General features: G+C 42.2%; 23 protein-coding genes. 14 read left to right on the forward strand and 9 right to left on the reverse strand.

Annotated features, from left to right (window positions below):
• The first annotated feature begins 3 nt into the window (after positions 1-3).
• From AC3CH3_RS01000 to AC3CH3_RS01060, 13 genes are all read left to right on the forward strand, one after another.
• Entirely contained in the window at positions 4-1,128 is a 1,125-nt protein-coding gene (locus AC3CH3_RS01000; RefSeq protein WP_488537536.1) for a glycosyltransferase, read from the forward strand.
• Positions 1,125-1,706 (forward strand): LbetaH domain-containing protein, encoded by a 582-nt coding sequence (locus AC3CH3_RS01005; protein WP_488537537.1) that lies wholly within the window; start codon positions 1,125-1,127, stop codon positions 1,704-1,706. Before AC3CH3_RS01000 ends, AC3CH3_RS01005 begins: the two co-directional genes overlap by 4 nt.
• 56 nt (positions 1,707-1,762) lie before the next feature.
• Positions 1,763-3,040: a hypothetical protein gene (locus AC3CH3_RS01010; protein WP_488537538.1), complete on the forward strand. Its 1,278-nt coding sequence runs from the start codon at positions 1,763-1,765 to the stop codon at positions 3,038-3,040.
• 64 nt (positions 3,041-3,104) lie between these two features.
• Positions 3,105-4,073: a LicD family protein gene (locus AC3CH3_RS01015; protein WP_488537539.1), complete on the forward strand. Its 969-nt coding sequence runs from the start codon at positions 3,105-3,107 to the stop codon at positions 4,071-4,073.
• Entirely contained in the window at positions 4,070-4,498 is a 429-nt protein-coding gene (locus AC3CH3_RS01020; protein WP_488537540.1) for an FAD synthase family protein, read from the forward strand. Before AC3CH3_RS01015 ends, AC3CH3_RS01020 begins: the two co-directional genes overlap by 4 nt.
• Before the next feature lie 36 nt (positions 4,499-4,534).
• Positions 4,535-5,308: a glycosyltransferase family protein gene (locus AC3CH3_RS01025; RefSeq protein ID WP_488537541.1), complete on the forward strand. Its 774-nt coding sequence runs from the start codon at positions 4,535-4,537 to the stop codon at positions 5,306-5,308.
• A 302-nt stretch (positions 5,309-5,610) separates the two neighbouring features.
• Positions 5,611-6,057 carry an HIT family protein gene (locus AC3CH3_RS01030; RefSeq protein ID WP_488537542.1) on the forward strand — a complete coding sequence of 149 codons (447 nt, stop codon included), beginning with the start codon at positions 5,611-5,613 and terminating at the stop codon, positions 6,055-6,057.
• Between the two features lie 358 nt (positions 6,058-6,415).
• The gene (locus AC3CH3_RS01035) at positions 6,416-7,582 is read left to right on the forward strand and encodes a nucleotide sugar dehydrogenase (RefSeq protein ID WP_488537543.1); all 1,167 of its coding nucleotides are present in this window, start codon (positions 6,416-6,418) and stop codon (positions 7,580-7,582) included.
• Between the two features lie 9 nt (positions 7,583-7,591).
• The gene (locus tag AC3CH3_RS01040) at positions 7,592-8,596 is read left to right on the forward strand and encodes an NAD-dependent epimerase (protein WP_488537544.1); all 1,005 of its coding nucleotides are present in this window, start codon (positions 7,592-7,594) and stop codon (positions 8,594-8,596) included.
• 190 nt (positions 8,597-8,786) lie between these two features.
• A complete protein-coding gene (galU, locus tag AC3CH3_RS01045) occupies positions 8,787-9,653 on the forward strand; it encodes a UTP--glucose-1-phosphate uridylyltransferase GalU (RefSeq protein ID WP_102298291.1) in 867 nt (288 codons plus the stop codon).
• Positions 9,654-9,752: 99 nt separating this feature from the next.
• Positions 9,753-10,856, forward strand: a complete 1,104-nt coding sequence (gene wecA, locus AC3CH3_RS01050) for a UDP-N-acetylglucosamine--undecaprenyl-phosphate N-acetylglucosaminephosphotransferase (protein ID WP_488537545.1) — start codon at positions 9,753-9,755, stop codon at positions 10,854-10,856.
• Positions 10,857-11,154: 298 nt separating this feature from the next.
• Positions 11,155-11,436: a type II toxin-antitoxin system Phd/YefM family antitoxin gene (locus AC3CH3_RS01055; protein ID WP_488537546.1), complete on the forward strand. Its 282-nt coding sequence runs from the start codon at positions 11,155-11,157 to the stop codon at positions 11,434-11,436.
• On the forward strand, positions 11,433-11,720 hold the full coding sequence (locus AC3CH3_RS01060) for a type II toxin-antitoxin system RelE/ParE family toxin (protein ID WP_488537547.1): 288 nt from the start codon (positions 11,433-11,435) through the stop codon (positions 11,718-11,720). The genes AC3CH3_RS01055 and AC3CH3_RS01060 overlap by 4 nt, the downstream gene beginning before the upstream one ends.
• 56 nt (positions 11,721-11,776) lie before the next feature.
• On the opposite strand, the gene AC3CH3_RS01065 is transcribed toward AC3CH3_RS01060, so the two are convergent.
• From AC3CH3_RS01065 to AC3CH3_RS01095, 7 genes are all read right to left on the reverse strand, one after another.
• Positions 11,777-12,364: a hypothetical protein gene (locus AC3CH3_RS01065; protein ID WP_488537548.1), complete on the reverse strand. Its 588-nt coding sequence runs from the start codon at positions 12,362-12,364 to the stop codon at positions 11,777-11,779.
• Complete coding sequence (locus AC3CH3_RS01070; RefSeq protein ID WP_488537549.1) at positions 12,361-13,524, reverse strand: tyrosine-type recombinase/integrase; 1,164 nt, start codon at positions 13,522-13,524, stop codon at positions 12,361-12,363. The genes AC3CH3_RS01065 and AC3CH3_RS01070 overlap by 4 nt, the downstream gene beginning before the upstream one ends.
• A gap of 420 nt (positions 13,525-13,944) precedes the next feature.
• Positions 13,945-15,174: a hypothetical protein gene (locus AC3CH3_RS01075; RefSeq protein ID WP_488537550.1), complete on the reverse strand. Its 1,230-nt coding sequence runs from the start codon at positions 15,172-15,174 to the stop codon at positions 13,945-13,947.
• Positions 15,171-18,095, reverse strand: coding sequence for a hypothetical protein (locus tag AC3CH3_RS01080; RefSeq protein ID WP_488537551.1), 2,925 nt, complete (start codon positions 18,093-18,095; stop codon positions 15,171-15,173). The genes AC3CH3_RS01075 and AC3CH3_RS01080 overlap by 4 nt, the downstream gene beginning before the upstream one ends.
• Positions 18,092-19,723 (reverse strand): site-specific integrase, encoded by a 1,632-nt coding sequence (locus tag AC3CH3_RS01085; RefSeq protein ID WP_488537552.1) that lies wholly within the window; start codon positions 19,721-19,723, stop codon positions 18,092-18,094. The genes AC3CH3_RS01080 and AC3CH3_RS01085 overlap by 4 nt, the downstream gene beginning before the upstream one ends.
• Before the next feature lie 696 nt (positions 19,724-20,419).
• Entirely contained in the window at positions 20,420-20,704 is a 285-nt protein-coding gene (gene nadS, locus AC3CH3_RS01090) for a NadS family protein (protein WP_488537553.1), read from the reverse strand.
• Positions 20,701-21,093, reverse strand: a complete 393-nt coding sequence (locus AC3CH3_RS01095; protein ID WP_488537554.1) for a type II toxin-antitoxin system RelE/ParE family toxin — start codon at positions 21,091-21,093, stop codon at positions 20,701-20,703. The genes nadS and AC3CH3_RS01095 overlap by 4 nt, the downstream gene beginning before the upstream one ends.
• 201 nt (positions 21,094-21,294) lie before the next feature.
• Here AC3CH3_RS01095 and AC3CH3_RS01100 point away from each other — a divergent pair, with 201 nt between their 5' ends.
• Positions 21,295-21,453: a hypothetical protein gene (locus tag AC3CH3_RS01100; protein ID WP_488537555.1), complete on the forward strand. Its 159-nt coding sequence runs from the start codon at positions 21,295-21,297 to the stop codon at positions 21,451-21,453.
• 67 nt (positions 21,454-21,520) lie between these two features.
• On the opposite strand, the gene AC3CH3_RS01105 is transcribed toward AC3CH3_RS01100, so the two are convergent.
• Positions 21,521-21,718: a hypothetical protein gene (locus AC3CH3_RS01105; protein WP_371714710.1), complete on the reverse strand. Its 198-nt coding sequence runs from the start codon at positions 21,716-21,718 to the stop codon at positions 21,521-21,523.
• A 408-nt stretch (positions 21,719-22,126) separates the two neighbouring features.
• Positions 22,127-23,191 carry a UDP-N-acetylglucosamine--undecaprenyl-phosphate N-acetylglucosaminephosphotransferase gene (gene wecA / locus AC3CH3_RS01110; RefSeq protein ID WP_488537556.1) on the reverse strand — a complete coding sequence of 355 codons (1,065 nt, stop codon included), beginning with the start codon at positions 23,189-23,191 and terminating at the stop codon, positions 22,127-22,129.
• Between the last annotated feature and the right edge of the window lie 324 nt (positions 23,192-23,515).

Below are 23,515 nucleotides of genomic sequence, written 5' to 3' on the forward strand. Positions count from 1 at the left end.
ATAATGAAAGTTTTATATGTCCATGATTTTTGTTTCTACAAAAACAATGAAACGATTTTTACTGCTGTAGGTTTACCTGAAAAATACTTCGATAGGTTTCTATTAAATGGTGCAAATGAAGTCAATATTTTTTCAAGAAATAGACTAGAGAATCGATGTAAGATAGAATCCGATGGTTTTTTTTCCATTAACAGTAGAGCTATAAAATTACCTCTGTTAGTCAAAAATTATTTCGAATTATTGAATCCCAAAGTTTTATATTCTCTTAGACAAATAATTTTTGATTCAGAACTTATTGTTATTAATTTTCCAAGCATCATTGGGTTATATGTTTGTTTTTTATGCAAATTATACAATAGGAAGTATGTTCTAGAAGTTGCGGCTGATAATGATCAATTTTTAAATAAAAAAGGTGGGTTTTTCTTAACTGCTATTTTCCGAGGTGTATTTGAAAGAATTGTAAAAAGTGCTCAGGGGGCTATTTATGTTTCAGAAAATTTGTCAAAAAAATACCCAAACAAAAACAGCGAAGTAGCGAGCAATGTATATATTGATAAGCTACATCTTAGGAATAGATTTGTTAAAAAAGAAAAGTTTGATATTTTATTTGCAGGTGGTGTAAATAAACGTAAAGGTGTTGATGTTTTATTAGAGGCTCTGAATTATCTAATTAAAATTGAAGGTGTCAAAATCAAATTGCATATAGCTGGTGGTCACTTGGATGATGATTATGAGCGTATCGTGAGTGAATATGACATATGTGAAAATGTAGTATTTCACGGAATGTTAGAACGAAATATTTTAGAACAATTATACTCAAAATGTGACTTATACGTACAACCTAGTCGAGCTGAGGGCATACCTAGAGCAACAATAGAGGCTATGTCATTTGGATTGCCTGTCGTCGCTACACAACTCCCAGGGTTCAAAGAGATCTTACCTGAAGACTGTTTAGTCGCAATTGGTAATTCGGCTGAACTTGCAAAAAAAATAAACGTGATACTAAATGATAATGTCACTTATAAATCATATTCAGATATCAATTTAGGCTCGGCTGAGAAGTTTTTAAAATGTCATTTAGACGATCGACGTAATAGTTTTTTTAGTCAATTTTTGAGGCTCAAATGAAAGGTTACAATTTATACTCTATTTTTAATTTGATTGTATCAAAAATATATACTTACTTATTTCATCGTAACGCTAGGTTAGTTAGGTTACCTGTAACTATTCGAGGTTCAAAACATATATTCTTTGGAAAAGGCTTTACCACGGGAAGATATTGTCGTATTGATGCACTTTCAGAAAATAAAAACCAAATAGTGTTTGGTAATGATTGTCAAATCAACGACTCGGTACATATTGCTGCAATTGAAAGTATTACGATTGGTCATAATGTCTTGATTGCAAGTCGAGTGTTTATTACAGATCACAATCATGGTAATTATAGTGGGAATGTTCAAGATGAACCGAGATCGATAGCATCAAAAAGGAAGCTACAGAGTGGAATAGTTAAGATTGGCAATAATGTTTGGCTAGGAGAAGGTGTTGTGGTTTTACCTAACGTATTGATTGGCGATAATGTTATTGTAGGGGCGAATTCTGTAGTTACTAAGGATGTACCTGAAAACTCTATAATTTGCGGCTCTCCAGCTAAAATAATAAAAAAATATGATGATAGTATAAATAAATGGGTTCGTTATAATTGATTGTCATCTCGATTCGCTATATATGATCTTAAGATTTCATTTCTATTGGTAGTTTGATGAATAAAATTATTTTTACTTTTACATTTATGCTTTTATGTGGCCCGAGGCTTAATTTCCCAGATCTTAATATTTTATTTACATTGATTCTATCTATTTTTAGTCCATTTTTATTTATTAGGTATAAGATATTTAATAAAGAGTGTGCTTTTTTGATTGGTATATTTTTATTTATTTCTATTAGTTTTATTATCTCTGTTTTAATAAATGATTTGGATAGTTTTTATCCATTGATAGATATGCTAATCTTAATATTAACTTTTTTATCTGCTTATTCATTAGTTATACTATATAAATGTTCCTTTCCAGATTGTTTTAGAGATAAATTACTTGTTCATATACAATATTCCTACCTAATAAATTGTGTTTTTGTTGTATTAGTTATGTTAGTTCCTGGTGTTGGTCAGTTTTCTGCATCAGTGCTATCTCAAAATGCAAAAATGGTTGGTTTAGCTGAGGAATCAATACGAGCATTCGATTTGGTCATGGGAGGCGGAGCAACCGCTAGTATAGTTTTTTGTATTGTATTCAATATTAACCTTTGTATATATTTATCAAATAAGAATAAGTTGTCAATTTTTTGTATGATATTTTCACTGTTGGCAATTTTATTTACGGGAAGAACCGGTCTGTATTTAGTATTATTGGCTATTATACCAGTGTTGTTATTGTATAATTTTTGCTTCTATCATGAATTTAGAGCAATTAGAACATTAATATTGGTGTTGAAGGTTGTTACGATCACTGTGGTAGGGTTCTCTACAATGTTATTTATTTTGTATTCTACGAGTCCTGATGTTTTTAGTTTAATTGTATTAAATAATTTTGGTTGGGCATTTGAACCTATAATTAATTTTATCTCGATCGGCTCTTTTACGACTGAGTCTACTTCTAGATTAAGTGAAATGTACGAACAAAATAGCGTGGACTTTACAACATTGTTTTCCTTTTGGGGGACGAGCTTAAGTGGACGGGAACTAGGTAATGTGCTACGTACCGATATTGGATATGTGAGAGCTTTATACTCTGTAGGTTTTATTGGTATGTGCCTCATATACTTTAAAAATTTATACATTCTGTTTGTTGGAGTATCTAATGTTACAAAAATTAAGTTTGAAAAAACTAAGGTAGTATTTGTTGTTAGCTTAATATTATATTCAATTGTTATATTTTTGGTCAATTTTAAAGAATATCATATGAACATAAGATCTGGTCTACCTTTACTCTTTATACTATTTATCACTATATCTCTAAATGGTGATAAAGAAGTTCGTTAAATCTTATTTGTTATTTGTTATTTGTTATTTGTTATTTGTTATTTTAGTTTTGGAGTTTATAATTTTGAAAGTTATAAGTGATGGAAATATCAGCTATTATTCTAGATATGGGTTAGATTTACATCAAAAAAAATTGTTAGAATTATTGGCCGTCATTTCTGAGGTCTGTGATAAAGCATCGTTAAAATATTGGATAGATGGCGGAACATTGTTAGGATTGGAGAGGCATGATTCATTAATTCCATGGGATGATGATGTTGATATCTGTCTGCCAGTAGATGATTACTTTGCTTTAATTGATATTCTTAGCGAAATGACTAATAAGGATGATTCAAATCTGACCTTAATTTATAAGGATAGTGCTCTTGTTAGTTGGAGTGAATATTTTGGTTTTAAAGATCATGTATGTGAATATAAATGGGGAGGTTTGAAGCCTATCCGAGTGGACTTAATACCTATAAAGGAAATTGGATTTGATGATATTAACTTTGACGAGAAAAAAGTAGAAAAATTATCGAAACTTACTTACGGTAAAGAAAGTGGTACTAATCTTTTTGATTCTATATCAGATGCTAAGATGTATAAGGAAAAAGAATTTAGAGAGTATAATAAGTACATGAGCTTGAATAATAAGGTGGAAGGAGATTGTTACCTTGTTAAGGGGCATGGGCAATTTTCCCCGATAAAAAAGGTGCGTAAAGCTCTAGTATATCCATTACAAAGGCGTAGTTTGTGTGGAATCCCTATTTTTGTACCTAATGATGTTAACGCTTATCTGATACAGAGTTATGGTACTAATTATATGACTCTTCCAGATTTGGAAAAGAGGAAGCCAATAGCATATTCTGCTTATAAGATCGAAGGCCTATGGGATAGGATGAACAAAGTTACACAATTTGATTATACTAGATTCGCTGAACGTGGGAAGTTAAGTTCAAACTTTAAGTTTATACTTTTCATAATAAAAACATTTGGTTTAAAACATATGCTGCAAGTGCTAAATAGAAATTTTTTTGGAGGGTTATCTAAGTGAAAAAAATAGGCTATACAACTGGTGTTTTTGATATGTTTCATGTTGGACACCTCAATATTTTGAGGAGAGCTAAATTGGAATGTGATTACTTGATAGTAGGAGTGACTACTGATGAACTTTGCTCTTCAGTAAAGAATAAAAAGCCTATAATTCCCTTCTCTGAGAGAATGGAAATTGTTGAATCGATTGGATTTGTAGATGAAGTGGTTCCACAAACAACTTACGATAAGTTAGAAGCATTAAATAATATTAATTTTGATATAATGTTTGTAGGGAGTGATTGGAAAGGGACTGAAAAATGGAATAAAATTGAAGCTGAATTCAAAAGCCTTAATAAAGAAGTTTTTTACTTCCCTTATACTAACCATACATCAAGTACTTTATTGCGTCAGGTGGTCCTTGAAATAGCAAAAGAACAAGGGTAATTACTTTCTCTCTTATATGAATTTTGGTTTAAATTAATGAAAATTTACATCTCTATAGTATCACACAACCACGCTGGTTTAATAAAAAGTCTAGAATGTGTTGATTCTTTGTGTGGTCATTTCAACGTTGTTATCAAAAGTAATACGCCACATGAAGATTTCTCGTTTTTAAGTGCTGGTCCCAATTTTCACCATATAGATGAACAATACTCACTTGGGTTTGGAAGGAACAACAACGTAGTATTTAAATATTGCTTAGATAATCTAGGAATGGAAGATGATGATATTTTTATTGTTTTGAATCCAGATGTCGTTATTTCTCATGGTTCTTTATTAAGCCTTATTGAAGTCATGAAATCTCAATCGTTACCTATTGCAGCTATTAATTTATATAAGAATAGTGATTTTACATTATACGATTTTTCTGTAAGAAAATTCCCTAAGTTTCTAGACTTTGTAAAATCATTTTTGGGATTGGATAATAAAACTTTATTGGACAAGGCGGAAATATTTAAAAATGAAAAAGTTGATTGGGTCGCTGGCTCTTTTATAGGTTTTACTGCATCGCATTATAAGAAGCTGAAGGGTTTTGATGAAGGTTACTTCATGTATTGTGAAGACATTGATATTTGTTTTAGAAGTCAACTCCTGAATCAGCCTGTAACATATATCCCTTCGATTAAAGCGGTACATCTAGCAAAACATAATAATAGGAAGATAATGTCGTTACACTTTTTGTGGCATTTACAAAGCGTATTTAGATTTCTGTTAGTACGTATTGGGTTGATCAAGGCAAGGTCTAGTCTTTAGTTTGTGGTGCTATCTCCGTAAAGGGTAGTTAACGGCTCAATTATAGGAGCATCTAAGTGATGCTTATAAATGAGATACTGCATTCCATATTATTATATTTAGAATTTTGATAAAATAGGTATTTTCTCTGGATTTTGGTAAGGTCGATGCTTGCTTGTGAGGTTTCCTGCTCTAAAATGAGATGGCTCAGGTAGCTTTTCTTCAGTTTGTTAGTTGAATTACCATACTGGAATTCTTCTTTTTTAAATGTTTATACTGTAATAGATTATGTTCATTTACCTTAATCTACGAAGGAAATTACTGTGACTCAGACACACACATTCGATGATTTTAAAAAAAAATTCTGTATTGATGAGTTGATTATCTTTGATACAGGTATGTGGACATGGTCTTTACGCCCAGAACAACCTACTCTAGGCTCTGGTATTATTTCTTTAAATCGTGATGCTTTGCATTTTTCAGATGTTAGAACTGAAGAAATGGCTGATTTAGCTGATCTAATAAAAATTGTTGAGAGAACACTAAAAGTAACATTCAATCCAGATGTTATTAACTATCTAATGTTAATGATGATAGATCATCATGTTCATTCTCATATTATACCTCGCTACGAAACAGCACATGAATATGACGGAGTCAATTGGGTTGATAATGGTTGGCCAACATTACCAGTGATGTCTGATAGTCAGTACCAAGGTCGGAAAGGAATGTTAGAGGCTATGTGTCGTCTTTTAAGGGAATCCATCTGATTATACAGAAAAGTTAGGGTGTTAATGTGTTTGCTCCCTCTCAATCACCAATGAGTTTTACTTTATCGGGTTAAGCACATTCATTGTTGTCCTGGATGACTCAACTTTTCCCTCCCAAATATTTCTTGTTTTTACTGTGTACGCTGGATATTTTTACTGGCTCAGTGTCTTGAGTATCACTCTGAGTTTTGATTATAAACGAAGTGTTTTCTAGGCTGATGACATGTGCTCAAGTACTACTGTATCTATTCACTTTTACTTACTGCAGTTATTGTTGATTTTGGAGTCGCGAATAAGTTGCTCTGTGCATTACTTTAAAATTTTAAAACTAATTATTACTTAAATATTTGGCTTAACTATGAAAATTGCAATTGCCGGTACCGGCTATGTTGGCTTATCTAACGCGATGCTATTGGCCCAGCATCATGAGGTTATCGCAGTCGATATTCTCGAAGAGAAAGTCAAATTACTGAACGATAAATTATCTCCAATCGTTGATGCTGAAATTGAAGATTTCTTGGCGAACAAGCCATTAAACTTCACCGCGACACTCGATAAGGAATTAGCGTATTCCAATGCGGAATACGTGATTATCGCAACACCGACAGATTATGACGTAGAAACGAACTACTTCAATACCTCTTCCGTTGAAGCGGTGATTAAAGATGTGATGGCGATTAACCCAAATGCGGTGATGGTGATTAAATCGACCGTTCCTGTGGGTTATACCGCGCGTATTAAAGAGGAACTTGAATGCGAAAACCTGATGTTCTCGCCAGAGTTCCTACGTGAAGGTAAAGCCTTATACGATAACCTGCACCCGTCTCGTATTGTCGTGGGTGAACGTTCTGAACGCGCACAAGTTTTTGCGAACCTGCTGTTAGAAGGGGCGGTTAAAAAAGAAGTTGAGATTCTGTATACCGATTCAACCGAAGCCGAAGCCGTAAAGCTGTTCTCTAACACTTACTTAGCGCTTCGCGTTGCTTACTTTAACGAGCTAGACACCTACGCCGAGTCACACGGGCTAGATACGCGTCAAATCATCGATGGTGTGAGCTTAGACCCTCGCATTGGTTCGCACTATAATAACCCTTCGTTTGGTTACGGCGGTTACTGCTTACCAAAAGATACCAAGCAGTTGCGCGCCAACTACTCTGATGTACCAAACAATATTATTGGTGCGATTGTAGACTCCAATACCACACGTAAAGATTTTATTGCTGACTCTATTATTAAGCGCAACCCGCAACGTGTGGGTATTTATCGTTTAGTCATGAAGTCCGGTTCAGATAACTTTCGCGCGTCCAGTATTCAAGGCATTATGAAGCGCTTGAAAGCAAAAGGCATTGAAGTGGTGGTGTTTGAACCAGAGCTTAAAGAAAAAGAGTTCTTCCGTTCATTAGTGCTAACGGATTTCGAGCAGTTTAAGTCAAGCTGTGATGTGATTGTTTCAAACCGTATGGCCCAAGAGCTAGCGGATGTAAAAGACAAAGTGTATACGCGTGATTTATTCGGTTCAGATTAAGGGAATAAGATGAAGTATTTGGTAACGGGTGCGGCGGGTTTTATTGGCAGTGCTGTGGCAGAGCAGCTAACGGCAAAAGGGTATCAGGTTGTCGGTGTCGATAACCTGAATGACTACTACGATGTCGCTTTGAAAGAAGCGCGTCTAGCACGTATTCAACATGCTAATTTTAAATTGGTTCAGTTAGACATTGCCGATCGCGATGGCGTCGCGAGTTTGTTTGAAGCGGAGCAGTTTGACCAAGTCATTCACTTGGCTGCACAAGCGGGCGTTCGCTATTCTATTGAAAACCCACATGCTTACGCCGATTCCAACTTAGTAGGGCACTTAAACATTCTTGAAGGGTGCCGCCATAACAAAGTGAAGCATTTGGTGTATGCCTCTTCAAGCTCTGTTTATGGGTTGAATGCTAAAACACCGTTTGCAACGTCAGATTCGGTAGATCACCCTGTTTCATTGTATGCCGCGACCAAGAAGTCGAACGAACTCATGGCGCACAGCTACTCTCACCTATATGACATTCCAACCACAGGCCTACGTTTCTTTACCGTGTACGGCTCGTGGGGCCGTCCAGATATGGCACCGTTTATCTTCACGAAGAAGATTCTGGATGGCGACACCATTGATATCAACAATAATGGCGATATGTGGCGTGATTTTACGCACGTAAACGATATTGTTGAAGGTGTGGTGCGCATCGCGGATGTGGTGCCTACGCGTGATAATGATTGGACAGTAGAAGCGGGCTCTCCAGCAACCAGCTCTGCGCCTTATGCGGTGTATAACATTGGTCACGGCTCACCAATCAACTTGATGGATTTCGTAAAGGCGATTGAAGACGAGTTGGGCATTGAGGCGAAGAAAAACTTTCGTGAAATGCAGCCTGGTGATGTGTATCAAACCTACGCTGACACGCAAGACTTGTTTGCCGCTACGGGCTACACGCCAAAAGTAACGGTTAAAGAAGGCGTCGCTGAGTTTATCCAGTGGTACCGCGAGTTTTACAATAAGTAACTCTCTATAGGGGCGTGCTGAAAGTGCGCCTCTAGGAAATGCCTGCATTTGTAAAAAATAACAAATTCTTATATCTATAATGTCTTAGTTCAATTTTGATGTTGAGACATTTCTTTTCGGTATTTCCAATTTCATTCCATTCGAAATGTTTTATATATCAGTAATTTAATAAAAAATAATAATTTAAATAATGATCAAACACTGCTTATTCCCCGCAGCCGGTTATGGCACGCGCTTTTTACCTGCGACTAAATCCATGCCAAAAGAGATGATGCCTATCGTTAACAAGCCACTGATTGAATATGGTGTTGACGAGGCGATTCAAGCGGGCATGACCAGCATGGCCGTTGTGACTGGCCGTGGTAAAAGCTCGTTAATGGATCACTTTGATAAGAACTACGAGCTTGAGCACCAAATTCAAGGCACCAATAAAGAGCCGTTGCTAGACGATATTCGTTCATTGATCGACTCTGCTCAATACACCTTTATTCGTCAACGCGAAATGAAAGGGTTAGGGCATGCCATTTTAACAGGCAAAGAACTGGTGGGTGATAACCCATTTGCGGTTGTTTTGGCTGATGACCTTTGCATTAATGATGACAAAGGCGTGTTAGCACAAATGGCCGCTTTGTATCGCCAGTTCCGTTGCTCTATTGTCGCGGTAGAAGAAGTACCAGAATCTGAAACGCACAAGTACGGTGTGATTGCCGGTGAACACTTAAGTGATGATCTGATTCGAATTACCGATATGGTTGAAAAGCCTGAGCAAGGTACTGCACCAAGTAATCTTGCGATTATTGGTCGTTATATCTTAACGCCAGACATCTTCGATATTTTGGAAGAAACGCAGCCGGGCAAAGGCGGTGAAATCCAAATTACAGATGCGCTTTTAGAACAAGCCAAAAATGGTTGTGTGATTGCGTATAAGTTTAAAGGTAAACGTTTTGACTGTGGCAGCGTCGATGGATACATCGAGGCGACGAACTACTGTTATCAAAACGTCTACCTCAAAGGCAACAAAGCCGAAATGGATAAAACAGCAACTGAAAAGGTGTAGTGAATCCAAATTTGATGAATCGCGATGGCAGTTCTTATTGTCGTCACTTCATTGTTCTACTGAATTACCTTTATCTAAGAACCCAAAGGGCTTAAACCAATGTCGCTGTTTGATTACCTTATCGAACTCTCTATGTTCTTCTTTCTTGCCCTTGCGGTGTTGTATTGTATGCGTAAAGTCGGCTACGCCATTGGCCTAGTGGATAAACCGAATGCTAGAAAACATCATGAGGGTGTGGTCCCTCTAGTGGGCGGTATATCGCTTTGCATTACTTTGTTGTACTTCTTTTACGTGAGCGCTTCAGAAATCAATAACATAGAGATAATCGCGACGTGCTTAACGATACTGGTGTTGATAGGGGTGGCTGACGACCGTTTTGACATTAGTTTTAAGCTTCGCATGGGCGTGCAAGCTGTCTTAACGCTCATTGTTATGCACCACACGGGGTTGTCGCTCTCTCATGTAGGTAACGTGTTTGGATTAGGCGTGGTGCAGTTCCCTATGGTCATCGATAGCGTTGTTACTGTACTGGCTGTTATTGGTGCTATTAATGCGTTCAACATGGTGGATGGTATCGATGGGCTACTGGGCGGCTTAAGCATAGTGGTGTTTGCATCGTTAGGTGTGGTGTTCTTCGCTCATGGTCTTGAATTCTATACCTTCTTTATGGCCGTGATGGTAGTGATCTTACTTCCTTTTGTGCTGTTTAATTTGGGGTATTTTGGCAAACTGCGTAAAGTGTTTATGGGCGATGCCGGTAGCATGATGATCGGCTTCATTGTCATCTGGATTTTAATTCGAGGTACGCAGCCTGAACACGGTCATTATATGATTCGACCAGTGGCGGCCCTATGGTTAATCGCTGTACCTTTGATTGATATGATGGCCATTATGATCCGTCGCATTCGAAAAGGGCATTCTCCGTTCCAACCGGATCGCGAACATTTCCACCACATCATGCAACGCATTGGTTTTACCCCACGTGAATCTCTCGTCGTGATTTGTTCTGTGCAACTGATTTATTCCACCCTGGGTTTATTAGGCGAATACTTCCAAGTACCGGAATACATGATGTTCTACACCATTGTGGTGTGTTTCTTATTCCATACTTACGCGATGACGCACTCGTTTAAAATGGCGAAGATAGTAAGAAAGTGGAAGAAGCTAGAAGTAAAACAACCTGATGAGACGGCAGTATTGTAAGTTGGTGAGGGGTTAGAAATACCAGAAACCTCGCTGTTTATTGGATTCGAGGGTGAGGTTTTAAGTTGGTTGATGTTTGTTTAACGGACAGCCTATTGCCTTACTTACTGTTAAGCTAGTTAAGCTACAGTAAACCAAATCGCTTCAAATCTAGCCGTCCCAAATACTGAACCCATGTATTTGACACTCAGGGGCGTTTTGCCGTTTAGAAAGCGTTTTAACATAAAATCAGACTCTTGCTGAAAATTGATAGTTGCACTATTATTTGTACATTAAATTGTACCATTTGGAGTTTGACATGAGTCGTATTCACTTTGATCAAGATATTCAGCCTTTGTCTGAGTTTCGCGCTGGCGTCACGTCATTTATCAAGCAAATCAACGAGACTCGTAGACCACTTGTTATCACTCAACGTGGTAAAGGTGTTGCTGTGGTTCTAGACGTTGCCGAATATGAAGCAATGCAAGAGAAAATTGAGTTACTAGAAGAAATGCGAACAGCGGAAGCCCAGGTAGCTTCTGGCTTAGGCGTTTCTAACGAAGATGCACGAGCTCAAGTTCTAGGGCGTATTAAGCGATGAAAGTAATTTGGTCACCTTTGGCGCTAGAAAAGCTAGGTGACACCGCTGAATTTATTGCTTTGGACAACCCTGTTGCTGCTGAAAATTGGGTGAATGAAATCTTTGATAAAACGGAACTTTTAAGCAGTATGCCTGAAATGGGGCGTACGGTGTCTGAGTTACCCCATACAAACTATCGTGAAATCATATTTGGGCATTACCGAATCATATATAGTCTCAGTCACGAAATCAGAGTTCTTACTGTGAGAAACTGTCGTCAAACACTCACGGAAAGTGACGTGTGAAAATTGATAAAATACGGGACACCCATGTTATCGGTATTCCCGTATTATCAGGAGCGTTAGTCTTGCCACTGCCAAGGCAGTTGCCTGTACTGATATCGGTTGAGCTGAAACGACACCGGTTTCTTGATGGTCGTGTAGCTGTAACACTGCCTGTTATGCGGCTTATCGATAATGACGGTCTTCTCGCCATAACAAATATCACTGCGTGGATCTTGGCAATGTTCATATAAAGCAAAAGATAACGCTTGGCACCATTGAAGGTGTTTTTCCCACACCATTGACCTATCCAAATGCCCATCCGTTTGTTTAAGTGCGCAGTAGTACTTCGCTAAAGTCAACCCAGGGGACTGAGCGTGTAATCGAACATCGTGAAACATAACCATGCCTGAGGTCATCATACTGTCGGCGTACTTATCGAGTACCGATTGCAACGTTGGATCTTCCATAAAACGCTCATAACATTGCTTTGCTATCGCTTCTAAACGGTGTTGTTCGCTCAATGAACTTAACGCCATTTCTTGTTTGTTGCCGATGAGTGTATAAACCGAAGGCAGTTCAGAGCCTAATGCAAAGGCGCACAGTTGATCATTATCGGTTAGGTTTTGATGGAAGTATTGAGCGCGGTTAAAGGTCAGTATCATCATGCTATGCCTCCTAACATCATATCGTTAAACGCGTTGCCGTCTTGTCTGGAAGCGTTGGCGACATAAGGGGCGTACACCTCAAAAAGGAGCTTGGTATCGCTGTGCCCTAATTTGTGTGAGATAAAGAGTGGATTTTCATGTGCGGCAATATGCAGCACCGCCGCAGTATGACGTGTCTCGTAGGCGCGGCGAGGTGTGAGTCCGGCCTTTTTCAAGGTTGGGTGCCACACCTTTTGACTGATGTATTGCGTATTGAGTCCCTCTCCTGTTTTGGAGGGAAACACAAACGGGCTGTTATCTTGTTTTTTGTTCCATTGACGCTTGAACGCGGCGTATAAGGTGTCACACATCTGCAAATCACGCCGTGATTTAGGCGTTTTCACATCACAAATTTTCCCATTCACATAATTTTGCCTCACATGAATCAATCGATGGTCAAAATTAATGTGCTCCCAATGCAGTCCATGTACCTCACAGCTTCGCATCCCCGTCCAAAATCGCAGTAAAAAGTAATCATGCCACTGCTCATCGCAGCACTCTAAGAAAGTGCGCACTTCCTCCATGGTCAGCGGTTTCGAATCTGCTTTTTCTTCTTTAAGGGATTTATAGCGTCGAAACGGGTACTTGAAGTCATGCTCTTCGGCGGCAAGGCTGATAATGGCAATCAATGGCCATAAAATATTATTGATACGTTTGTTGGTGAGCTTGCGCGTGCCATCATCTTTTCGACCTTCTTGCAGCGTCTGACGAAAAAACTCCACTTGGGACAGTGACACCTCAGAAACGAGCGTATTGCCAAAGTGCGGAATGAGGTAGTGTTCAAGCGTGTTTCTCACCACGCTTTGATAGCTGATCTTCCAATTGCCCTTTTGACGCTCATACCATTGGGCCGCAAAATCATTAAAAAACGGATACAGGCGGTCGGGATACTTCTCGCGCTGTAAGCGTTCAAATAGGTCGACTTTTTTACTGTCAGGGAAGTAGTCGCGGTATTGAAACGTGCCAAGGTCAATCTCTGCGTTCATTTGTTTGAGCGCGGCTTGAGCCAGCCTTAAGTTTTTTGGGCTAGCCATTTGTTTGGTGCCTTCGCGAAAGCGTTGGCCGTACACATGAATATCGAACTGAATGCGCCCGTTAGGACGTACGCGAATATGAGCCATAGTGACCTCCATGGATGTCCGATCGTAAATAGATCTGTCCCTCACCAATGGAATTCGCTAGAATCGAGCCATCGGCTGGGGTGGTTTAAGTCTGCGCAGCCGGTACGGGGTAGGGAGGTTGCAGCCTTCCTATCCCAACTGCATATTGTGTGTGGCGTGGTGACGCAAGGTCATCATTTGCCCACTTATTTCATAGTACCTTTCGAATCCAAAACCGTGTCTCCACGTCCATTTCCCGATAGCCTATAAAATGTTCAATATTGACTCTAGTAGTTTACTGGATCGATGTCCAGTGCTTTTGGTGGTTTTTTCATCAAAAATAAGGGTTCATTGGTGCGCCGTTGATCTGTCATCAAATCCAAATATGCCAGCCTTTTCCCCGCGCGACGTCTGAGCTCTTACTGACGATCATTAATGGCATTACACGTCATCAAATCCAAACAGATCGTTTTGTTCAGGCTTCTCACTTAAGAGCTGTGAGATATCGATGACCCGTTTTAGCTCAGGCAAGAGTGACAGAGCACGCTCCAAAGGCACACTGTAATAAGGGTGCTCCCCATCTTCGTCATTGTGAAACCCCAATTTGAGTTCACCTTGCGCGCTGCGCAGCACCGTCATCTTGATTTGATCAGCCGATGTGATGTCTTTGATACGTACATTTGATAAGGCGTTGAGGTTGACGCTATACAGTTGTTCTTGTGAAGTGATGATGCTCTTGGTCGTGAGTGCCATTAAGGCGCCCACTTTGGGTGCTAAGCTTGCGAAATACATACTCTCAGGGGTGAGGTAAAGTAAGGCTTGGTTGGTTTTTTTAATCTCTTCGATTTTTTGAAAATTGTCCCTTTCTGCTTTAAATTCAAGAATATCAATCACCACTTTGGCTTCTAACTCAAAATGTTGCTGCTGTTTTTCTCGATAGGCGCGCAATGGCGCCAGTGAATGGCAATACACCTGCTCTCCATCGCTAAACATCGCTTGCTCATCATCAATATAGACAGACAAGGTCTCACTTTGCGTTGTGTGCGCGATCGATTCCAGTGAGTGCTTGGCCTCTGGGGTCAGGGCCATATCGATGTCGATGTTCATCCCCTTAGGGAGCGCGAAAGGAATGATGTCGTTGTCTCGCTCTATTTGAACGCGGTTACTGTCTTTGTTGACCTCAAATACTGAGAAAGGAGTGCAGGTATTGGCCAGTTGGCATATCGCCAGCGCTTGCTTGGTCTCAATAATTTGCTTGGGATGCGTCATGACGCTATCAAAGAAGGCCAGATGATGTTCACAAGCGGGCTGCGCGAGGGCGTAGCGAAAGGAGTTCAGTTCGGTTCGCCCTTCCAGCGTGACGTCGCCTTGTTGGTTATCATGACGGAGCTGCAATGAAATCGTTTCCTTTTGGTCAACATGATTGGTTTGGCACAGCCATAGGTTGGCAAAAGCGGTGGCGCTAAACGAGAAAGCGGCGTTTTCCAATGTGCAATCCGACGCTCTGCCCAACGTGGTCATGATGAGCTTCTCCGTCGCGCCGCCAATGAGGTGAAGCGATTCATCAGTGACAATGAAGGTGACAAAGGGGTGCTCGCTGCCTTTTTTGATGCCGCTAACCAGCTCGGTAATGTGTGCGTGTACTTCTGGTTGAAAGTTCAGTGTGTTCATAATGTGTGTCCTTTTGGCTGTGAGGCGTTAAGTATCATGGTGTTCCACCATGTTTGAAATTGCTCTAGAAGAATGGGATCGGTGACCTCTACCCTCAACACTATCTTGAGTTGAGTTCGGCCGGTGGGGATGATGATTTTATTCGCGGTGTCTTTTGCTGTGAGTAAAGCCGCCTGTATAAAATCCCATTTTTTACTGTCGAGACGTTTTCGGTTTTGATGCAGCGTGAGATGACAATGGTACTTAAGCGGTGATTGCTTGAGGGTGTGGAGCGCTTTTTCCACCTTTTGATTGCATGGGCTAAGAAAATACAACTGCTTGCCGTTGATCATTCCCTCATCATGGCTTTGCGGCGTTTTCTCTTCGATGTGCAGCTGGCCAAGCGGACGTAGGGCGGTTCGCGCGGCTTTATTCCATTCAATGCCTTGGTATTGCCCAAAGGTGCGCCATGCGTCACTCACCATGGAAAAAGCCCAAGGCGTTTCTTTTAAGCGTTTGATTTGTTCTCGAGTTTCCCACTGAAAACGATAAGGGCGAGTTTGGGTGACACTTGAGACGCCTTTTGTCCAAAGTCCTATCCACTCGTTGTCGTTTGACGCCACCTTTTGACGCCACTTTTTATCACCACGTGGTTTGCATTTGCTGCCCAAACGTTGGCTCAGCGCCTCCGTCAGCTGTGCATGAGTAAAGCTTGGCCGGTGGCGCTGCTTTTCCGAGGACGAAAGTTGGGCGTATTGAGGGCTGAGTCTCGTCAGAAGACGAGTGATATCATTGGAACCTGGTTTCATTCCCCAGAGGTACCTCAGCTCGGCATGTGTGTATTCTCGTTGTTGAGGGAGAAAGACCGGGGCGACCCATTCCATGCCGTGCAGGTAATGCAGTCGGGTCGTCGCATAGTGTTGATGGCCGAGCATTCGACCGATTTCATCAAACAGCAGCATATTGTTTAACTCTGAAAATGAGCGCCCTTGCAACCAGTATTGAAATCGCTGCTCTACAACGGGTGTTGAGAAGAGAGACGCAGTGACGGTTTGATGCGTTGGATGCCAAGCCTTTGGCGCCGCACCGCTCGCAAGGCAAAGTGCTTGTTGATAGAGCAGCTTGGCGCCGCTATGGCGAAGGTGATGAAAGCGCGCTTTTTTACCGTGTAACTGTTTGAGCACTTTCGTGATAGGCAAAAGGTAGTGGCGCGCTCGTAAATGGATAGGCTCGCCTTCAAAGCCAATGAATGGCTCGCTAGGAGGGCGGTTGGCTTTAAACGCCAGTAACAACCGTATTAATTTGGCGCCGATTTCGGGCATCACAATCTGAACCGTGCGAGCGTCTCCGCTTTTTGTTTTGCCTTCTTCGGTATTGGTGATGTAGAGCGTAAACAACTGCCCTTTTTCGTGGGTGCATCGAATATCCTGAAGGCGAAGGCGCAAGAGCTCCCCGCGTCGAAGGGCGCCGTAATAACTCAATAACGCGCTAACACTCGCAAATAACGCCTGCATTGGGGAAAGGCTGTGCGTTAATAACTGAGTAACCAGGTGGTGCACCTCTTCAGCGCTAAGAGAAAGGGCATCAATTTTTAGGCTTTGGGTCGGTTTGATGAATTTCGAGAGATCTAAGTGCTCAGTGATGGATTGTTGAGTAAGAAAACGGAAAAATTGATACAGCGTCCATTTTTCCATTGTTTCGTCTTGGATGAGGCAGTATCGGTCTTTGGCCCATTGTTGCAGGGCTTCTCTGTCATTGGCGATCGTGAGAGGGAGTGGGGCCGTCGACAGTTCATTTTTAAAACTGGTGTAGCGCAACAAGGTGGCGGGGCTGAGGGTGTTTTTTTTCACACCGCCAAATTGCTTCAGTTCTTGCACGTAATCAAACAATAAGCGGGGCAATAGATTATCGGCTTGCCACTCGGGTGGAGTGGGCGCGGCTTGTTGGGGCGTATTGAGTGACTTGATGAGCATGGCGTGAGGCCAGCGATGAAACGGGGTCTCTTGGTTTGGGTTTCGGGGGGGGATCTTCGCAAACGCTGGCGGCTGATAAATATCGTCCGCTGAGGCTACGTGCGATGAGGCGGCCTCTTGTGGTAACGCACTCACATGGCGCATGGGCTCAGAGAAATCTTTTACTATTTCAGGGGGGATGGCGAAGCGATGGAGCCATAAGGCTTGGATAGATTGTTGCCATTGATGAGGGGTGAGCGCTTTGCACGGCGCAAAGGGATAAACATCATTGAGTGAGTTGAGCAATCGGGTCAGTGTCACCCTTGGGTTGCCCGGTTCTTGCTGGCACTGCCAGTCATAGAAGGCGCGAGCGGCAAACGGTGATACGGCGTAGCGCGTAAAGCTGACGGGTTCGGTATCATCAAAATACGACAGGTTGGCAGGGTGCGTGATGGTTAGGGTGAGTTGCTCGCCAATGCGCTCCAGCGGGGTGGGATCGTTGAGTCTTTCACACCACACATTGAGCGGCAGAGGCGCCACTTCCATCATCAAGGTCAACACGGTCCACGCCAAGTTTGGGGCGCCTCTTTGCTTGATACGGTGCAGGCTCTCTTGTTGGTAGCACCCAGAGATAGCATGGGCCCTTGCACTTTGTTGATACAGCGAGACCACCCATAAGTGTTCATGATCGTTAAATTGTTGCACTTTTACCGGCGGTAAGGCCCAGCCACACACCTGGTTTAGGTAATAAAGCGTCTCATCACGCGCCCGTTTTAAGGTTCTTTGCCGGCCTGTTGGGATGCCTGAAATGGCTCGGTTTATCGAAGCCATTTGTGACTCGGTCAATTGGCGTTCATGGCCACTTTCTTGGTCCCTGTCTTGGGAAAGCAGTGTTAAGAAGGCCTCGAAGGCGTCAACTTCAGCGCACGCTATCGACTGCTGTTGATAGAAGTGATGGATGTGTTTTGCGGTGCGGCTTTGACGGTTCATAAGGCTCTTTCCTTTTTTGAAGGGCAGGGCGTAATGGCAGAGAGTTGCAGCCGCGATGGCCAGTGATTCAAATGCTCAATCAATGTTTGGTTGAAAGCTTGAAAGGCATAAGCGCTGCCAAGGTGTTCACCCAGTTCGCTGTGGCCCATCAGGACATCAATTTGTTGGGTGGTTAAGCGTGGGTGAGTGGCCAGCAAGGCGTGTTGGGCAAAGCTGTGACGAAGCTGGTAGGGGACGACCTTTTCGTCGGGGGAACCCAACCTGTGTTGAAAGCAATGTTGCCACTGTGCATGCATAAACAACCTCAAGGTTTTTGCCGTGAGGGGAACGGCGGCGTTGTTCTCATCAATCAAGTACCACAGGGTCGTCATGGCAGAGGCGCCATTGGGCGCTAACGTTTGGAGCACGCACGCTTGAAGTTCAAGGTAAGACTCAATGGCTTGTCGTAAGTAGTTCGGTATATCGATAAGGCGGTAGCGTCCCTTGTCTTTGATAAGGGCGCGTTGTAAATCAAAGCAGGCTTCCCGTTCTATCGATATGTGGTGAGTAGGGCGAGCACCGGTAAGAAGCACAAATAGCAACGCCAGCTCGTAGGTGCGCGCGTTGTAATATTCAAGAAGCGCGTCTTGGGAGGCGTTTTTTTCTGGCGTTGTTGCCAGTTGTTGGCGAAGGTGACCAAAGAAGAGACTCAGCTTGGGAATGGGGATCGCGCGCGTAGAGCCAATGGTCATGGGCGGTATCGGAATATAGGTTCGAGTGCCCTCGGTCATCTCGAGAGTGAACGCCACGATCGCGCCGGCTTTTTTCATGTAAGGGGGACGCTCGTTAAGCGTGGAAAAGACGGGAATAAGCGCGCCAGTGGTGGGAAGCCTGACATCACAAAAGGGTTTAACATGAAGCTGGTTGATTTGGGGAATGAGTCTCTGCAAATAGCGGTTGTGCGCACAAAAAATCTCATAGCGAATTTGATCGCTGTTCAGCATTTGGTAACTCAGCGCACTGTGATGGTGGATTTTCTTGGCGGAGATGAGTTTTTGGGCTGGAAGTGAGAGATAAGGATCGCAATGTGCCATTCGCTCGATGTAGGAATACAAGAGGTCTTTTCTCAGTACAAGTTGGCTTCTGAGCGCGTCCGGCGTGCGTAGCTTTCTCTGTTTTAATCGCCAAAAGAGCTGTTTCTTTTGCATTTTAGTGAGGCGAAGCCTCGTGTCATGATGAGTAAGCCAATAGCTAAAGATAGTATTGAGCGCTTCTGGCATGGGTTGCCATAAATACACGGTTTCCTTTGCTAAGGCGCAAGGTATGGCATATTCGACCCATGAGACGCCCCCTTCACGCACTCGGCGAAGGTGATGAGGCGCGCAGTCGACTCGCCCTGAGACCAACACCAGATCGGGAATGTCTTGCTCTTTTTCGATGCCAGACAGATGGCCTGCGATCCATAAATACAGGAAGTAAATGTGATAAAGGTTAAGCGGCGTAGTGGGTTCAGTCAGCACGCCCGAAGTCTTGGGTCTGAGTTCATGCAACACATTGGCGATGGCAAGGGCGACGTTATACGCATCGACGGGAACGCCGCCGGCATTGTTGGCTCGGTTGCGCTTTTTTTCATTCGATTGTTTACCCATAAGTAAAATCCTTGAGACATGATAAAAGTAAGCCGAACGCACGCCATTCGATGATTCGAATAGCGTACGTTTCAGTAAGAAAACAGAGAGTTAAGTGAGATCAGGATGGAGCATGATCAAGTCAGCGTGTGAGGTTATCAGGTCCTTGATGGGCAAACCCATCTCAGCGCTGAGTAACAATCAGCCGCACTGCAACACAGCAATACAAGCGGTGTCGCGAGTTAGTGAGCGAGAATATGAAGGTCTCGCGAGTGATACTGCATGACGCACAAAGAAGTGCGCTTATGGTGCAGTTGAGTGTAAAGGGGACAGCCATTTCCCGTTATTTATAAGGCAGTACCTTAATGGCGAGGTTGAAGCGAGACCGTAATACTTATCTCGCTTAGTGCCAATACATGGCAATATTGATTTTAAAGACAACCGTTTACGGCTGTTTTTATAACGTTAGTCAATGCTCAGGGGGGACGTCAAGTCGTCAGGCGTGTTTTACGCGCCATATCACATTGCGTCTTGTTGCATTTTATCTCATTGCTTTTTAGGCGTACCCGCTTCCATTTGAGGGATTAAGGTCACCAGCATAAATCTTTTGGTGGTAGGGACGACCAACACGTTAAACGCCTATAAGAGACAATGTAAGCCGACTCTATTCTAATGGTAGAGCGATAGGAATCAACACTCCTTTAGAGGTGTAGTAGTTCAAGCAAGAGCTCTGATTACTGCTTGGGGATCTTTCGCAAGTACATTCAGTAACACTAAAGCAGGACCTCTTGGTGTTCTATCTCCACGCTCCCAGTGACGTAATGTACCTAGACTGATACCAAATGTAGATGCAAACTCAGTCTGAGTCATTGCTACATTATTACGCACCGCTTTAACGTCAACAGAGTCAAACTTGTGAACTGTAGCCTCTTTGTTTTTGCCATCTGCGAATTCAATGGCTTCCATTAGACCTTGCTGGATACTTTCAAATGAATTAGTCATGATTGCCTCCCGTAACTGTCTGCAAGTATTTTGGTTAGTTTATTAAGAACATTACATTCAGCTTTAGATAAGTTAGCTTTCTCGTTTTTGCCAAAGAGAGAAAGCATAAACAATGGTATTTCTTCACTATGGTAGTAATAGATAACTCTTACACCACCACTTTTACCACTGCCCTCTTTTGCCCACCTGAGCTTACGAATTCCACCTGTACCTTGCATTAACACACCGGCTTTCGGGTGCTCTGCTAGATAATTAATGATTTGCTTGTTCTCTTCCTCAGAAAGGAGCTTTTCAACTCGTTTCTTGTATTCGGGTAATTCAACGATTGTATGCATAAATGAAGTGTAAGCCAATGGATTACTTTTTGGCAAGTTTTGATTAAAACACATATCAACGCCGTATTCTTGCGAATCCCCGGTTCTGTCACAAACTTTGAGTCTTTAAGTTAAGGTTTGCTTAATGTTGAAAAGCGCTGACAAGCGATGATTCACTTTGCCAGTTGCGACTGATCTTATGAGTTCGTTTTGGCATCGCTTCTGTTAAGCTTAGAGGACAAAAGCAAAGGTTGTGAGCATCAAAGTGAGGATGAGATGAGCGATGTATTGAAGACAGTGAGTGAGACCGTCAATGATTTACACCAATCAGGCGCGATCGATGAAACGACGTTAAATCAATTTGAAGAGGTGTGTTCAAGACGTCCCAATGACGCTGAAGAGACGAAAATACAAGACGTGAAAGAGAAGCCCTAGCGAAAATGCGCCGTTTTAAGGCGGCGGTTTTCTAAACGTTAATGTGAGTAAAAGGTAAGCCTTCGTGTTAACGAGTCGGGCGGTCGTTATCCCGTTGCTTTTCACACCAAGCGATGATGTTATCGGCTTTTAATGTGGCCCAGCCTAGCAACAGCATCAATACGATCAACGCCCAGCCGGTGACATTGAGCCAAGAAGGAACCTTATCACTGACCGCGATAAAGGGAATCGTCATTAACAACGCACTGAGAATTGGGGCTAACATGATGTTGTCCTCTTGATGTAAGCGCCTATCACCAACGCTCGATTTTCACTGAAGGTCACCTGAGGGCCGAGTAACCACCTAACACAATGAGATTAGCATAGCGGCTTAACGGCGCAAGTTTTACTCCACGCGGGTCTTTAGTTTTGATTTGCTTGTTGCTATTCGTTTATTCAACGTTGGGCCTATTAGACGAATACTTCCAAGTGCCAGAGCTTAGTGTGTTCTTCGTCATCGTGACGTGCTTCAGAGTTAAATCACAATCGCTTAAACCAAAATAAACACAGAAAAAGGGCCCAATCTCAATATGAGGTTGGGCCCTTTTTACGTTTTGCTTAAGAAGTTTTGATTTGAAAGCTCGTTCATTGAACGTACTTTCTGGAAACTAAACTATTAATACACTTCTAATCACTAGTAGACTTTTTCTGGAAGGTTGCGCCAACTTCTAATCCAGCTGGTAATACGCCAAACATAGCTCATGGCTACGGTGTAAGAAATAAAACACATCATAAACAGGATGAACATGGTCGATTCAGCGATCGCTAGGAATTCACCGTAGATACCGAAACCTGCAAAGCTACTTGCGATAGCACAAATGATGGCGAGCGTTTGACGCGATGTAAAACCAAGGCGTTGGAAAATATGGTGTAGGTGTTCACGGTCGGGCTTGAAAGGGGAGTCACCGCGGCGTACGCGTCTGAACATGATCGCAGCCATGTCCATCAGCGGAACAGCAATTAACCACAGTGCAGTAATCGGTCGCATCATAGTTTCTGATGGATCTTGGCTTGCGCCTAACAGGAGCCAAATCACAGTAAATCCAATCATCATGCTGCCTGCGTCGCCCATAAAGACCTTACGCTCTCGCCCGAGAATACCAAGATTCATCATGATATAAGGAATGGTTGCGACAATGAACACCACGCATAAATACGCTAAGCCGTGTTGGCTGTCGACTTGAAGTAAAACGGCGATACCGCCAAAAGTGACAATAGCAAGCCCACCTAACAATCCATCAATGCCGTCGACCATATTGAACGCGTTAATCGCGCCAATCACTGCAAGTATGGTTACTACAGGGCTCAGGAAGCCTAAATGCAGGTTGCCAGTACCAAACAGGTTACCAATGTTGTCTAATCGAATGTCGGCGAAATACATCATGCCGATGGAGAGAATTGCTTGCACCACCAGTCGTATTTTGAAGCTAATGTCGAATTTATCATCAAGCGCCCCGATAATAATAAGCGCAATAACAGAAGTTAAAAAGAGTGGGCTATGCGGGATGACGTCTGGATGGGTAACGATGAATTGGCCAATGGTTAAGCTGATCGCTATACCACCTACCAATGGGATCGCACCAGTGTGTAACTTTCTCTCATTCGGTTTATCCACTAAGCCAATGGATTTTGCCACTTTTCTCATCAAAAATAGTGAGGAAAAGGAGAAGAAGCCAACAAATGATAGCTCTAATAACATAATGAACTCTAGCCAGTTTTTATGATAATTTTATTTGCGTGTATCTTACGTTAAAGTTATTGGTGTGTACACTCAGTTGAGTATGTTTTGTCCATTGTGTCTTGCGTGTGAGATTAGGTTTTAATATGTAATTTAATGTAGCCAGAGAATGGCCAGTGCGATGTGTTGCATAGTCTGGTTTCTAATGCTGTATCGAAGTCTTAAACACAAAATGACATTTTTTTTCACATCCGATCTGCCTACCTGCGCCCTTTCTTGATCTTCCACTACAGTTTTGACTGTAAACTGTAGTAAAATTACGCTAATTTGTTTTTATACCGATTT

It is taken from the genome of Vibrio sp. QJM3NY_35 (assembly GCF_057785915.1).

Excerpts from the sequence above, each read along its gene's own strand:
- AC3CH3_RS01000 (WP_488537536.1), top strand. The coding sequence starts at position 4 with ATGAAAGTTTTATATGTCCATGATTTTTGTTTCTACAAAAACAATGAA.
- AC3CH3_RS01005 (WP_488537537.1), top strand. The coding sequence starts at position 1,125 with ATGAAAGGTTACAATTTATACTCTATTTTTAATTTGATTGTATCAAAA.
- AC3CH3_RS01010 (WP_488537538.1), top strand. The coding sequence starts at position 1,763 with ATGAATAAAATTATTTTTACTTTTACATTTATGCTTTTATGTGGCCCG.
- AC3CH3_RS01025 (WP_488537541.1), top strand. The coding sequence starts at position 4,535 with ATGAAAATTTACATCTCTATAGTATCACACAACCACGCTGGTTTAATA.
- AC3CH3_RS01035 (WP_488537543.1), top strand. The coding sequence starts at position 6,416 with ATGAAAATTGCAATTGCCGGTACCGGCTATGTTGGCTTATCTAACGCG.
- AC3CH3_RS01040 (WP_488537544.1), top strand. The coding sequence starts at position 7,592 with ATGAAGTATTTGGTAACGGGTGCGGCGGGTTTTATTGGCAGTGCTGTG.
- galU (WP_102298291.1), top strand. The coding sequence starts at position 8,787 with ATGATCAAACACTGCTTATTCCCCGCAGCCGGTTATGGCACGCGCTTT.
- wecA (WP_488537545.1), top strand. The coding sequence starts at position 9,753 with ATGTCGCTGTTTGATTACCTTATCGAACTCTCTATGTTCTTCTTTCTT.
- AC3CH3_RS01055 (WP_488537546.1), top strand. The coding sequence starts at position 11,155 with ATGAGTCGTATTCACTTTGATCAAGATATTCAGCCTTTGTCTGAGTTT.
- AC3CH3_RS01060 (WP_488537547.1), top strand. The coding sequence starts at position 11,433 with ATGAAAGTAATTTGGTCACCTTTGGCGCTAGAAAAGCTAGGTGACACC.
- AC3CH3_RS01065 (WP_488537548.1), bottom strand. The coding sequence starts at position 12,364 with ATGATGATACTGACCTTTAACCGCGCTCAATACTTCCATCAAAACCTA.
- AC3CH3_RS01070 (WP_488537549.1), bottom strand. The coding sequence starts at position 13,524 with ATGGCTCATATTCGCGTACGTCCTAACGGGCGCATTCAGTTCGATATT.
- AC3CH3_RS01075 (WP_488537550.1), bottom strand. The coding sequence starts at position 15,174 with ATGAACACACTGAACTTTCAACCAGAAGTACACGCACACATTACCGAG.
- AC3CH3_RS01080 (WP_488537551.1), bottom strand. The coding sequence starts at position 18,095 with ATGAACCGTCAAAGCCGCACCGCAAAACACATCCATCACTTCTATCAA.
- AC3CH3_RS01085 (WP_488537552.1), bottom strand. The coding sequence starts at position 19,723 with ATGGGTAAACAATCGAATGAAAAAAAGCGCAACCGAGCCAACAATGCC.
- nadS (WP_488537553.1), bottom strand. The coding sequence starts at position 20,704 with ATGACTAATTCATTTGAAAGTATCCAGCAAGGTCTAATGGAAGCCATT.
- AC3CH3_RS01095 (WP_488537554.1), bottom strand. The coding sequence starts at position 21,093 with ATGTGTTTTAATCAAAACTTGCCAAAAAGTAATCCATTGGCTTACACT.
- AC3CH3_RS01100 (WP_488537555.1), top strand. The coding sequence starts at position 21,295 with ATGAGCGATGTATTGAAGACAGTGAGTGAGACCGTCAATGATTTACAC.
- AC3CH3_RS01105 (WP_371714710.1), bottom strand. The coding sequence starts at position 21,718 with ATGTTAGCCCCAATTCTCAGTGCGTTGTTAATGACGATTCCCTTTATC.
- wecA (WP_488537556.1), bottom strand. The coding sequence starts at position 23,191 with ATGTTATTAGAGCTATCATTTGTTGGCTTCTTCTCCTTTTCCTCACTA.